Below are 11971 nucleotides of genomic sequence, written 5' to 3'. Positions count from 1 at the left end.
ACCATATACGATCTTAGCGCCGGTAGCAGCTGCCAGATCCAGATGGCCTGAAACAAAGTCTGCGTGGAAGTGCGTTTCGAAAATATACTTAACGGTGACTTGCTGCTCTTTGGCGAGGTCCAGGTAAGCATCAATATCCCTTACCGGATCTATAACGGCCGCTTCTCCATCAGAAGCAATGAAGTACGCAGCTTCCGACAAACAATTAGTATATAACTGTTTAATGAACATGGTTTTTGATTTTGGCAAAAATACGAAGGTTTGGGGGTTTACTGAACAGGGGCTTTAAGGGTATTACTTTATTTTAACATTCAAGGTAAAATGATCATTCCGGATAATCGGTATATATAAAAAAAGTATCCACCATTGCGGCGGATACTTTTCAATTCGGTATAATTTCCGGTAAGGGCTATTCTTACTTTTTACTAAAATTAGCCAACCAGTTCTTCCACAAACTTTGCCACTTCAGCAATGCGCTGCTTGTTGATAGTATAGTGGATAAATTTACCATCTCTCTCTGTAATTACAATGCCGGCCCGGCGTAAGATAGCCAGGTGCTGAGAGGCTACGGACTGCTCCAGTCGAAGCTTTACGTAGATCTCTGTTACGGTCATTTTCTTGTGATCTTCCAGCAGCTTTATCATTTGCTGGCGCAGCTTATGATTAATTGCACGCAATACCATAGCTGCCTTTTTAACGGCAATGTAATCCAATTTGATTTGGTCTTTTTCATTGTTACCTCTAGAAATAATAAGAGTATTAGAAGAGGTCGTTAATAATGTTTTTTCCATCGCATAATAGTTTTTTAAAAATGATGAAATGAAAGGGATCAACGGACAGTTTTCAACCCACAACTGTTAGAAAACAGTACCGGGTATCGATTTATACAAAATTATAATATTTGTCACAATAAAAAAAACTTCTATACCTTATTTTTTCATATATAATTGGCGTTATGTGCTAAAATAGCGTTATTTGACAATTCTGTGACATTCTAGCACGAATATAGGAGGCTAAAGTGCATAAGAAAGGGGCTAAATACTAAAACTGACAAAAAACAGGGGCTGAAAAAGGATAAAAAACAGTAAAAAACCGGGTAAAAAAGGAATTTTTACCCTTTTGCAGGTGTATAGAACGGCTTCAGATAATAGGGGCTGAAATAGGCCACATCTGCAAACTGTTGCTGCTGAAAAGCCGCCTCTGATAAGGGAACCATGTGCGCGGCGCTGATATGATAAGATGTAAAAACAGCATTGTTATGTGCTGGCATCAGCTGCTGCCACTTTAAGCTGCCATCTCCAAAGAAATAGATCTTCTCTTTATCCAGCACCTCTTTAAATGCATCGGCTGTTAATATGAGCGCCTGCGGAGCCATACGTTCATTCAGCTGCGCATTATATAAAGCGGTATACACTTCCTGCCTGCGTGCATCCAGCAGCGGGCAATACAGCGCGTGCATATCCTGTGTTGCACTGATCATTCCCTGCGCCATCATTTGCAGCGTAGAAATGCCCAGCAGCGGTTTATTCCAGGCGTAACACAATCCTTTAGCGGTGGCTACCCCTACGCGCAAACCGGTGTAAGAGCCGGGTCCTGCGCTTACCGCAATAGCATCCAGCTGCGCAGGTAATATATTTTGCGTACGTAATAGTTCCTGGATAAATAAGGTAAGAACGGCCGCATGATCGCGCTCCTGTGTATTCTCACGCATAGCCAGCACTACGCCATCTTTTGACAGCGCTACTGAGCCGGTGGCCGTAGCCGTATCTATATTTAATATAATTGCCAAGGGTGTTATTGTTTTTGCGCTTCCTGCTGCAGCAGGCTGCATACGCGGTACCGTTCATCGCCGGTAGCAGTATGCACTGCTGTTAATATATCATACACATGTTTAATACCTATATGCTGGGCCCACTCAAATGGCCCATAGGGATAATTGGTACCCAGCTTCATAGCAGTATCAATAGCTGAGCGGGTGGCGGTGCCTGCTTCTGTAGTGTAATATGCTTCGTTAATGATCATGCTCACTACCCGCGGCGTTACCATGCCTACACTATCCTGCACCAGCGCGTACTGCCAGCCCAGCTGCTGCATCAGGCTATCCAGCACGGGCTTTTGCTCCTCATCCAGTATAGCCGTTTCCGTAACCGGGCGGTTAATAAAGCCCGGCAGCCAGTTACAGGCTATTATATTAAATCCGTAGCTGAATGCATATGCATGCATCAGCTCACTGAGCGATGTTTTTGCCAGTCCTGCCAGCACCGGCACAGCCGGCGCTTTTGCGTAAACAGCTGCATGGCTCAGCACATCATCCAGCACCAGGTCTATCACCAGGTCGAATGAGCCGGGCAAAGTTACAATATCTAAATTTTGCACCCAACGTACCCGGTGGCTGCCCAGCCCTTTCTGCTGCAATTCTTCGTAACGGGCGGCATCGCCTACTACCAGGATGTTCATGTTCAAAAGTTTTTGCAAACGTATTTAATTCCGGGTAAAAACAAACAACTAATCATTTTAGCATATATGAGCCGGCAGCACCGGTCATTTTTGATCATTCATCTTTACTATTTTTGCGCTATGGAAAAACAGATCATTAATACCCAGGATGCCCCTGCGCCCATAGGACCATATAACCAGGCCGTTAAAGCCGGCAATATGTTGTTTGTATCCGGACAAATAGCCCTGCACCCGGAAACCAACCAGCTGGTAAAGGAAAACATTATGGATGAAACACACCAGGTGATGCAGAACATTAAACATATACTTTCCGCTGCTCATATGGATTTCAGCGATGTGGTAAAAGCCACCATTTTCATTACCGATATGAATAATTTTTCGCAGGTGAATGAAGTGTATGGCAAATACTTCAGCGGCCATTTTCCTGCCCGCGAAACCGTACAGGTATCTGCATTGCCCAAAGCGGTGAATGTGGAGATCTCTGTGATTGCAGCGAAATAGATTTAATGTGCGGATGTGCAGATATGCATATGTGCAGATGATGAATGCTTAATACTATCCATTACAGTGCTTATGCATAAATAGTACCGTGAATGCATGATGCACCCATCTGCACATTTGCATATCTGCATATTTGCACATTGGATTTACTTTCCAAACAGCTGCGCGGCTAACCTGGCGTCATGCCCGTACACATCATCGCGGAAGTTTAGCTGGCCCTGGCTGTCAACATAAGCTGTGAAGTAGCCAATAAATACCGGGATCTTATTTTTCAGGGGTACATATTGCTCCTTAGCTGCGTTCATGGCTTTCACGATCTTATCTTTTGTCCACGCCGGATCATTACGCAGCAGCCACTCTGCCAGGTGCTGCGGCTCCCCTACCCTGATACAGCCATGGCTGAAGGAACGTTTGGTTTCCCCGAACAAATGGCGGGAAGGCGTATCATGCAGGTAAATGTTATACTCATTGGGGAACAGGAACTTTACCTTACCCAGGGAATTTGCGCCACCGGGCTTCTGCCGGATGATGTAAGGGAAATTGTTGCCGCTGTATTTACTCCAGCTAATGCTGCCTGCCGGTATCACTTTACCGCTGGCGCCCACTACTTCCATATTCTGGCGGGCCAGGTAACCGGGGTTACGTTTGATGGCCGGCAATATTTCATGCGCTATTATGCTGGGCGTTACATTCCAGTACGGGCTAAACACAATGAACTGCATAGGGCGTGTAAAAATAACCGTGCTCGCGCCGGGCTTGCCTACTACTACATTACAGCTCCAGGCCAGCTTTCCCTCTTCATAGGCATATAATTTAAATGCAGGTATGTTCACCAGCAGGTACTCCTTACCGGGATCTACCGGGATCCAGCGCATACGCTCCATGTTCAGCAATATCTGCTGAATGCGTTGCTGCAGGGATACATTCAGTGCATTCAGTACCGGCTGCTGGATAGTGCCATTCACGGTAAGCCCCATACGCTCCTGGAATTTTCGTATAGCCGTATCCAATGCCGGGGTAAAAAATGCACTGCTATCTGCCGCCTTCAGATCGCCCCAGGCATATAAGCGGTTCTTTACAGTGCTGACCACCGCAGCGGAATCGCCCTGTTTATAGAGTTTCTTATCTGCACGAATGGAATCCCAGTGGTAATGTTCATCCATAGCCACCAGTTTTTTCAATGCGCTGCGCAGGGTAATATAATAACGGTTCACGGGCTCCTCAAACGTATTGTTGGGCTCCTGCACTAAGGAATCCAGCAGGGTTTCAATGTCCAGCTTTTTACGGGGTATAAACCATTCCAGGTCTTTGGCCGTATCAGCCGTCATGCCGGCCCATTCTTTATTGCCATAGGCAAAGAACTGCCCTGTGAGCATCATTTCCAGCGTGGTAATATCGCGGGCGGCTACACGGTTGCTATCCTGTGTTACCTGGTCATATAATTTTCTAAGCGCAGGGTTTACGATCTTACTGTCCGGTGTACCTGCCGGTTCATCATTACTGATCATGTTCAGGAAGTTGCCTGCCTGTTCTGTTAAGCGGCCTTCGTTAGAGATCCAGGCATAGTGGTAGCTTCGCTTCCTGTAAAAGTTCCGGATCTGATCACTATAGGCATGGTAAGCAGAATCTGCTTTTAAAAATCCCTGCAGGGTATTGCTGTCCAGCATACGGTCCAGGTACTCCTGCCCGGTATAGTGGGTGGAATCGCGGCCCAGCGGGCCTTTTGCGCCGGACTGCCGGCAGGCGTTTATACATAATATTAATGCAATACCAAACAGAAAGCGTAAATTTCGTACCTGCATATGCGTGAGTGGATTTAAAAATGTCCGTAACAAACCGTGTTAAAGGAAATGAACACTATACGCAAATATACGTAGCCCTTAATTCGCCGGTTTGGTAAAATCCCGGTATCCGGTTATTTTTAAAACAATTTTCACTTAAATAAGTTTGACCCATGTTACCTGCACCTAAATCTGTAAAAGACATTCCCGGGCGCCTAACCGTACCCGGGCACACAGGCCGTTTTGTACACGGGGAAAAAAGCACGCTGGCTTTCTGGGAAATTACGGAAGGCGCTGTATCACCCATACACCAGCATATACATGAGCAGATCACCTACATTGCAGAAGGCACTTTTGAAATGCAGCTGGGCGATAATGTGTATACCCTTAACCAGGGCGATACCCTGCTGATACCCCCTAACACCCTGCATGGCGGTAAGGCTATTACTACCTGTAAGATCATTGATACGTTTTGCCCGGTAAGGGAGGATTATAGATGAGGAGATGTGCGGATGTGCGGATATGCAGATGAATAGAATGTGATGATGTGCTGATATGCTGATATGCTAATGTGCTGGTTGTTGTTGGGGGTGAAGGTTATCTCAGCCAGGGGCCTGCAATCAGTAACGTACTAAAATGAAAATGTGCAAACGGAACTCCATTTGCACACTTGCACATTTGCATATTTGCACATTATAACTTTATTTCTTCGTCGCTTGCATCAAAGAAGCGGTATTCTGTCAGGTGGTAGTTAGTATCCGCCTTGATCCGGATCCATTTCTTAAACTGGAAGTACCATTTCCATTGTTTGCTGGTTAAGAAGCCTTTGGTAAGAAAGGCAAATAAGATGGGGTGCACGCGGATGGTTAATCCTTTATGCTGATGGTTGATCAGGTAGTGCAGGTTCTTTTCTATATCATCTATAATTAATACAGAGGCGCCTATTTTGCCGGTGCCTTTACAGGCCGGGCAATCTTCCGCAACAGAGATTGTTACTTCCGGTTTTACCCTTTGGCGGGTGATCTGCATTAAGCCGAATTTGGAGATAGGCAGAATGGTGTGCTTGGCACGGTCCTGGGCCATGAATTTCTCCATAGCTTCATATACCACCTTCTTATTCTCCGGCAGCTTCATATCAATGAAGTCAATGATAATAATACCACCCAGGTCGCGGAGGCGCAGCTGGCGGGCTATTTCAGCGGCTGCTTCCAGGTTGCTGGCCAGGGCGTTCTGCTCCTGGTTGTTGCTGGAACTTTTGTAACCGCTGTTCACATCTATCACATGCAGCGCTTCTGTAGCCTCAATAATAAGGTATACGCCACTATCCAGGTTCACGGTTTTACCAAAAGAAGCTTTCACCTGGCGGGTAATGCCAAAGTGATCAAATATAGGTGCGCCGTTATGGTAGTAAGTAACAATATCCTGTTTCTCCGGGGCTATTTTTTGGATATAAGCCCGGGTATCGGAGTAAATGTTCTTATCGTTAATTACTATACGGTTAAAGCTCTCGTTCAGCAGGTCGCGCAGTATGCTGGTGGTTTTTGCCTGTTCGCTCAGTATTTTCTGCGGGGGCTGTGCGCCGCGCAGGTTCGCCTGTATGTTCTTCCAGGTTTCTACCAGGGTGGTCAGGTCCTCATGCAGTTCTGCTGTTTTCTTGCCTTCAGCTGCGGTACGCACTATTACGCCAAAGTTGGGCGTTTTAATAGCTTCTACAATTTTCTGCAGGCGTTTTCTTTCTTCGGAAGAGTGTATCTTTTTAGATACGGCAACAATATCATTAAAGGGTGTTAACACAATAAATCTTCCGGGAAGAGAAATTTCGCAGCTCAGGCGCGGGCCTTTTGAAGAGATGGGCTCCTTTAATATCTGAACAAGTATGTTGGGCTTACCGCCTAACACATCAGTGATCTTACCGGTTTTTACTATTTCCGGTTCATTCTTAAACTTCGTAAAATCAAATCCTTCAGGGGATTTATCGCTGATGGCCTGCTGGGTGAATTTAAGGATAGAACGTATATAGGGACTAAGATCCGTGTAGTGCAGAAAGGCGTCTTTTTCAAAGCCTACATCTACAAAAGCTGCATTGAGGCCCGGAATAAGTTTTTTAACTTTTCCCAGGTACAAGTCCCCCACTGCAAAATTGGGATTGCCGCTCTCGTGATGCAGCTCCACTAACTTCTTATCCTCCAGCAACGCTATCTCTACACCGGTGGGTGCCGCATTTATAATAAGTTCCTTATTCAAGCGTCCAAAATTTTTACCATTATAACTTCACCTAAAATTGGAAATGCCTGTTGTTGGTGGTACAACTAACTGTGCATACCAAAAAATCGCCAACTGTATAACACAATCAGCATTTTCGTCACATACGTGATGATGGATTGCTTAAGGGTTTAGTGATCTGCAGGTGATATCCGGGAATGCTGTTGCGGGATCAAGGGAAATTACCTGCATGACATCGGCAATTTAATAAATTGAGAGCAATTCACAATTAAATAATCATTGCCGGGATCATGCAGGCTATATAAAGAAAATATGCGATCACGCGTCAGCCATATACCTGTTAAGTATAAATGGCGGGAAACAGGAGAAATACTTATTTCTTATTTTTCTTATGCCGGTTCTTTCTTAACCTTTTCTTACGCTTGTGTGTGGCTATTTTATGTCTTTTTCTTTTCTTACCGCAAGGCATACTTTAATAAGTTTTTAAATGTTTAATAATAGAATATTATTGAATGCTTTTAATATAACCGTCTATTTCTGCCTTGAGTTCCGGATCTTTTAGTAATTCCTTGCATTTCTGAAACAAGGTCACCGCCTTCTTCACATCTCCTTTGCCCCTGTAAGCTTCGGCCAGCACAAAATAGGCTTTAGCTTCATCCGGATGCGTTTGGAGCAATGTTTCCATTCGCTCAATTGCTTTGTCGTACTGCCCTGATGTAATAGCAAGGTTCGCCAGTGTTACCTGGGCCTCTATATTATCAGGATGTTCTGCTACCAGCGCCCTTAGCTTTTGTACGCCAACCATAGGTTCTCCGGTGTTCATATACACCAGCGCCTGTTTGATCTTCAGGGAATCGTTTCCGGGATTCAGGTTGATGGCCTGATCCAATAACGTTATGGCCTCCTGGGCCTCCCATTTCATTACGCCGGGCTCTTGGGCATGCTGCAGGTGCTCCAAAAATAAATTGGCTGCAAAGGTGAGGCTTTTTTCGGAATTTTCCAACTTGGCTGCCTGGCCTAGGTAGTACGCGGCTACAGGCAATTGATTTAAGCTATCCCAGGCGGAATAGAGTTGTTTGTAAGCGGCTATTTGTTGGTTCTTCACATCGCCTCTGACCACTTTATTCTCCCAGGAATTGATCAGCAATAGCTTTTCAGCAGGGACCTTTTGCTTGGCAGATGCGAGCAGCTCACTGAATGAGATGGGTTTTACTTCCTGTCCGTTACCGCCCATAGGGCGGCTGACAGTGGGCATAGCATTCTTATCAGGCCGGGGTAGGGTACGGCCAAATGCCAGCAATACAACGAGTAATGCTACAGCAGTACCTACCAGGAGAACTTGTGATTTTTGCATGCCTAAATGAATTAGGCTGCAAAATTAAGAACTTTTGAGCTTCTTTACTTCAGCAACAAATTCTTTAGACGGCTTAAAGGCTGGAATGTAGTGCTCTGGAATTTCCACAGCCACATTCTTCTTAATGTTACGGCCAATCTTGGCGGCTCTTTTCTTAGTGATGAAACTACCAAAACCCCGGATGTAAATGTGCTCGCCATTAGCAAGCGCTTCTTTTACCTCCTTAAACATAGCCTCGAGTGTCACTAACACATCTACTTTGGGGATGCCGGTTTTTTCAGCAATGTTGTTTATCAAGTCAGCTTTTCTCATAATTGAAGCGGAGGATTACTTAAGGTCTCAAAAATATATAAAAAAATTATAATTACTGATTTTAAGCGAGATAAATTTTATCTTTTTTCTTTATACTAATTATTTCCAATCGTATAACCTGCTTATTTTGACGCGTTTCACTGCTCAAAGGCCCTGCAAAAAGCCCTTTTGGGAAATGGGCCAGATGCGTGTGCTCCATGCTTTCCAATGGTTGCCACCCCTGAATTCAAAATTTCACAAAACCATTGAGTAACGAATATACAAAAAATAATATTCATATCAGATTATTTTTTTTACGCTTTTTAGCTAAATCCCGGATAAATATTAATACCCCTCCTGCAGCATATCAGTACATTAGCACCGCAACTTCTATATTTGCAGCGCATGAAAAAGTTTTTTACGGAGCAGCTGCTGGCCTGGAACCGGGAACAAAACACCCGCACCATGCCCTGGAAAGGTATTAAAGACCCCTATAAGATCTGGTTATCAGAGATTATACTACAACAAACCCGCGTAGAACAGGGCCTGCCCTACTACGAGCAGTTCACCACTGCCTACCCTACCGTGCAGCACCTGGCCGCCGCCCCCGAAGAGGAAGTGTTCCGGATGTGGCAGGGCCTGGGCTACTATGCCCGCTGTAAGAATATGCTGGCCGCCGCCCGGCAGATCGTGGATACTTTCCAGGGACAATACCCTGATACCCATGAACAGATACAGACCCTGAAAGGCATAGGCCCTTACACCGCCGCCGCTATTGCCTCTTTTGCCTTTAACAGCCCGCATGCCGTGCTGGATGGCAATGTGTTCCGCGTGCTGGCCCGCTACTTTGGCATTCATACCCCGGTGGACAGTACCGCCGGCAAAAAAGAGTTTGCCGCGCTGGCGCAGTCCTTGCTGCCCGATGACCAGTCGGCCGTTTATAATCAAAGCATTATGGATTTTGGGGCGGTAGTGTGCAAGCCGCAGCAGCCGGCCTGCCAGCAATGTCCCTTATCTGCCAGGTGTGTGGCTTTCAAACAACAGCTGGTGGCACAGCTGCCGGTAAAGACCAAAAAGCTGGTCATTAAGAAAAGATACTTCTATTATATAGTGCTGGAATATAAAGACCAGCTGTATATCCGTAAACGTACGGAGAATGATATATGGCAAAACCTGCATGAGTTTATATTAATAGAAATGCCGGGACCTGTAAATGCAAATGAGCTGGAAGCATATACCGCTTTTAAGGAGGTGATGCACAACATACCATACACTATACAGGGTATATCCCCTGCATTCAAACAGCAGCTGACACACCAAACCATTTACAGTCAGTTCATTTTACTAGCAGCGGCCAAAGCCCCTGAGCTGGCGCACTACATGGCGGTTCCCCGTGCCCGGCTGAACAGCTATGCCTTCCCGAAAACCATCACGGATTTTCTGCAGAATAAGTCGCTGGGATTGTTTTAGCACTTATAAAAATTTATCCGTCGATTGGAAAAAAACATTAACTTTAAAGAGGTTGTTTATAGAAGAACATTTCATCAATAGATTAAATCCTACAACTATGAGAGGTGTTAATAAAGTAATCCTGATTGGCAACTTAGGTAGGGATCCGGATGTACAATTTTTGGAAGGCAATATTGCGGTAGCTAAATTCTCTCTCGCTACGACTGAAACTTTTAAGGACAGGGCTGGAAAGCTCATTTCGCAAACAGAGTGGCATACGGTGGTTTTATGGCGCGGATTAGCGGAACTGGCACAAAAGTACCTGCACAAAGGCAGTTTGGTATATATTGAGGGACGCCTCCGTACCCGCAGCTGGGAAGATAAGGAAGGCAACAAGAAGTTTGCTACAGAGGTAGTGGGCGATAACCTGGTTATGCTGGATAAACGCATGGACCTGAACAACGCTGAGCATGCCATCCACCATAGCAACACCGGAAGTTCCACCGGCGAAAATTTCCCCAATATGGAAATACCTCCTTCCATGAGTGAACCGGCAGACGATCTGCCCTTCTAAAATTGGGCTTCACTCCATTATCCATGAAAAATATTACGTATTTTTATAACCGTCCCAATTGGGACATTACCTTATATTTGCATAAGGGAAAGCAATCCGCGATGAATAACGGGTCTACTTTCCCCTTATTTTTGACCTAAAGTTGAACATATTTTGGAGTTCCATTCGGCAAGCATTTTTTCCGGCACGCCTTTGCTGCTACAGGCTGCAGCACCCCCTATTGCCACGCCCAACGTGGTTATTTACTTGCTGGTAATATTTATATTATTATTACTGGCCTTTATAGTTTCCGGTGCTGAGGTTGCCTTTTTTACGCTCAACTACAAGGACCTGAACGTATTGAAAACCAGGCAGAACACCAGCGGGAAGCTCATTACCAAGCTGCTGGAAAAGCCCAAATCATTACTGGCATCTTTACAAATAGCCGGCATTTTACTGGCCATTGCCTTTATAATGGTCACCAACTACCTTATTACCCAAATGGAAGACCTGCAAACCCTGCCGGTAGTTTCCCTGGTAGTACGGATAGCAGTGATCTGTTTTATACTCCTGTTCTTTGGGCAGGTGCTGCCCCGTGTATGGGCAGCGCAGAACAACATTCGCTTTGCCACTTACTTTGCCTGGTTTGTAAGCATTATACATGCTACACTGGAGCCGGTGAGCGATTTTTTTGTAGATATGAGCGCCAGCATAGAAGGCCGCCTGTTTCACCGTTTAAGCGGCGGCGCCGTGAACTACCAGGAAATAGATGAAGCCATTGAGCTGAGCGTAGACCCGACCACCTCCCAGGAGGAAAAAAATATTCTGAAAGGCATTCTCAAATTCGGCAACATTACGGTGAAGCAGATCATGCGTACCCGCCTGGATGTTTCCGGTATTGAATATGACAGCTCTTTTGAACAGATAGCCAAACAGGTGGCAGACCTGCACTTCTCCCGCCTGCCGGTGTATAAAGGCAACCTGGATAATATTGTAGGGGTTATCCATACCAAAGACCTGCTGCCCCCCCTGGGCAAAACCGCCGGTTTTGACTGGCATGAGGTAATGCGCCAGCCCTTTTTTGTGCATGGCCACAAGCTGATAGAGGACCTGCTGACAGAGTTCCAGACCCGGCGTATGCACTTTGCCGTAGTGGTGGATGAATTTGGCGGCACCAGCGGTATTGTAACCCTGGAAGATATTATGGAGGAAGTGATCGGCGATATTAAGGATGAATTTGACGAGGAAGAATTTAACTATAGCAAAGTAGATAACTTCACCTACGTGTTTGAAGGAAAGACCATGCTGAACGATGTTTGCCGCATTATGAACGTTCCGCCCGATACTTTTGAGCATGTAAAA

13 protein-coding genes are annotated in these 11971 nt (G+C 45.5%); 5 read left to right on the top strand and 8 right to left on the bottom strand.

What is annotated here, in order from left to right:
- The 4 genes from VIM87_RS15405 to VIM87_RS15390 form a co-directional block, all read right to left on the bottom strand.
- Positions 1–231, bottom strand: a 231-nt coding sequence (locus VIM87_RS15405) for an MBL fold metallo-hydrolase (protein WP_331997850.1), incomplete at its 3' end; no start/stop codon positions are given.
- A gap of 200 nt (positions 232–431) precedes the next feature.
- Entirely contained in the window at positions 432–683 is a 252-nt protein-coding gene (locus VIM87_RS15400; RefSeq protein WP_198315147.1) for an ArsR/SmtB family transcription factor, read from the bottom strand.
- A gap of 428 nt (positions 684–1111) precedes the next feature.
- Positions 1112–1789: a tRNA (adenosine(37)-N6)-threonylcarbamoyltransferase complex dimerization subunit type 1 TsaB gene (gene tsaB / locus VIM87_RS15395; protein WP_331997849.1), complete on the bottom strand. Its 678-nt coding sequence runs from the start codon at positions 1787–1789 to the stop codon at positions 1112–1114.
- Positions 1790–1794: 5 nt separating this feature from the next.
- The gene (locus VIM87_RS15390) at positions 1795–2457 is read right to left on the bottom strand and encodes a 3-hydroxyacyl-CoA dehydrogenase family protein (RefSeq protein WP_331997848.1); all 663 of its coding nucleotides are present in this window, start codon (positions 2455–2457) and stop codon (positions 1795–1797) included.
- Positions 2458–2577: 120 nt separating this feature from the next.
- Between VIM87_RS15390 and VIM87_RS15385 the strand changes: the two genes are divergently transcribed.
- Complete coding sequence (locus tag VIM87_RS15385; protein WP_089907323.1) at positions 2578–2958, top strand: RidA family protein; 381 nt, start codon at positions 2578–2580, stop codon at positions 2956–2958.
- 146 nt (positions 2959–3104) lie between these two features.
- Here the strand turns inward: VIM87_RS15385 and VIM87_RS15380 are convergent, their stop codons facing one another.
- Positions 3105–4760 (bottom strand): L,D-transpeptidase family protein, encoded by a 1656-nt coding sequence (locus VIM87_RS15380; protein ID WP_331997847.1) that lies wholly within the window; start codon positions 4758–4760, stop codon positions 3105–3107.
- A 152-nt stretch (positions 4761–4912) separates the two neighbouring features.
- Between VIM87_RS15380 and VIM87_RS15375 the strand changes: the two genes are divergently transcribed.
- A complete protein-coding gene (locus VIM87_RS15375; RefSeq protein WP_331997846.1) occupies positions 4913–5239 on the top strand; it encodes a cupin domain-containing protein in 327 nt (108 codons plus the stop codon).
- Positions 5240–5432: 193 nt separating this feature from the next.
- On the opposite strand, the gene VIM87_RS15370 is transcribed toward VIM87_RS15375, so the two are convergent.
- The 3 genes from VIM87_RS15370 to VIM87_RS15360 all read right to left on the bottom strand — a co-directional run bounded on the left by VIM87_RS15370 (position 5433) and on the right by VIM87_RS15360 (position 8628).
- Positions 5433–6983, bottom strand: coding sequence for an Rne/Rng family ribonuclease (locus VIM87_RS15370; protein ID WP_331997845.1), 1551 nt, complete (start codon positions 6981–6983; stop codon positions 5433–5435).
- 484 nt (positions 6984–7467) lie between these two features.
- Positions 7468–8316, bottom strand: coding sequence for a tetratricopeptide repeat protein (locus VIM87_RS15365; RefSeq protein WP_331997844.1), 849 nt, complete (start codon positions 8314–8316; stop codon positions 7468–7470).
- Positions 8317–8340: 24 nt separating this feature from the next.
- Positions 8341–8628 (bottom strand): HU family DNA-binding protein, encoded by a 288-nt coding sequence (locus VIM87_RS15360; protein WP_029464490.1) that lies wholly within the window; start codon positions 8626–8628, stop codon positions 8341–8343.
- A 384-nt stretch (positions 8629–9012) separates the two neighbouring features.
- Between VIM87_RS15360 and mutY the strand changes: the two genes are divergently transcribed.
- The 3 genes from mutY to gldE form a co-directional block, all read left to right on the top strand.
- Positions 9013–10077 (top strand): A/G-specific adenine glycosylase, encoded by a 1065-nt coding sequence (mutY, locus tag VIM87_RS15355; protein ID WP_331997843.1) that lies wholly within the window; start codon positions 9013–9015, stop codon positions 10075–10077.
- A gap of 97 nt (positions 10078–10174) precedes the next feature.
- Positions 10175–10630 (top strand): single-stranded DNA-binding protein, encoded by a 456-nt coding sequence (locus VIM87_RS15350; protein ID WP_089907311.1) that lies wholly within the window; start codon positions 10175–10177, stop codon positions 10628–10630.
- Between the two features lie 153 nt (positions 10631–10783).
- The coding region (gldE, locus tag VIM87_RS15345; RefSeq protein WP_331997842.1) for a gliding motility-associated protein GldE at positions 10784–11971 on the top strand (1188 nt) is incomplete at its 3' end.

The sequence above is a fragment of the Chitinophaga sp. genome, from assembly GCF_036569125.1.
In the GTDB taxonomy this organism is placed as follows: domain Bacteria; phylum Bacteroidota; class Bacteroidia; order Chitinophagales; family Chitinophagaceae; genus Chitinophaga.
Note: the sequence above shows the minus strand (reverse complement) of the source record. Positions and strands in the feature narration are given on the sequence as shown.

What these genes read in the sequence shown, in the direction of transcription:
- VIM87_RS15400 (WP_198315147.1), bottom strand. Translation starts at nt 683, where the DNA reads ATGGTATTGCGTGCAATTAATCATAAGCTGCGCCAGCAAATGATAAAG.
- VIM87_RS15390 (WP_331997848.1), bottom strand. Translation starts at nt 2,457, where the DNA reads ATGAACATCCTGGTAGTAGGCGATGCCGCCCGTTACGAAGAATTGCAG.
- VIM87_RS15385 (WP_089907323.1), top strand. Translation starts at nt 2,578, where the DNA reads ATGGAAAAACAGATCATTAATACCCAGGATGCCCCTGCGCCCATAGGA.
- VIM87_RS15380 (WP_331997847.1), bottom strand. Translation starts at nt 4,760, where the DNA reads ATGCAGGTACGAAATTTACGCTTTCTGTTTGGTATTGCATTAATATTA.
- VIM87_RS15375 (WP_331997846.1), top strand. Translation starts at nt 4,913, where the DNA reads ATGTTACCTGCACCTAAATCTGTAAAAGACATTCCCGGGCGCCTAACC.
- VIM87_RS15365 (WP_331997844.1), bottom strand. Translation starts at nt 8,316, where the DNA reads ATGCAAAAATCACAAGTTCTCCTGGTAGGTACTGCTGTAGCATTACTC.
- VIM87_RS15360 (WP_029464490.1), bottom strand. Translation starts at nt 8,628, where the DNA reads ATGAGAAAAGCTGACTTGATAAACAACATTGCTGAAAAAACCGGCATC.
- mutY (WP_331997843.1), top strand. Translation starts at nt 9,013, where the DNA reads ATGAAAAAGTTTTTTACGGAGCAGCTGCTGGCCTGGAACCGGGAACAA.
- VIM87_RS15350 (WP_089907311.1), top strand. Translation starts at nt 10,175, where the DNA reads ATGAGAGGTGTTAATAAAGTAATCCTGATTGGCAACTTAGGTAGGGAT.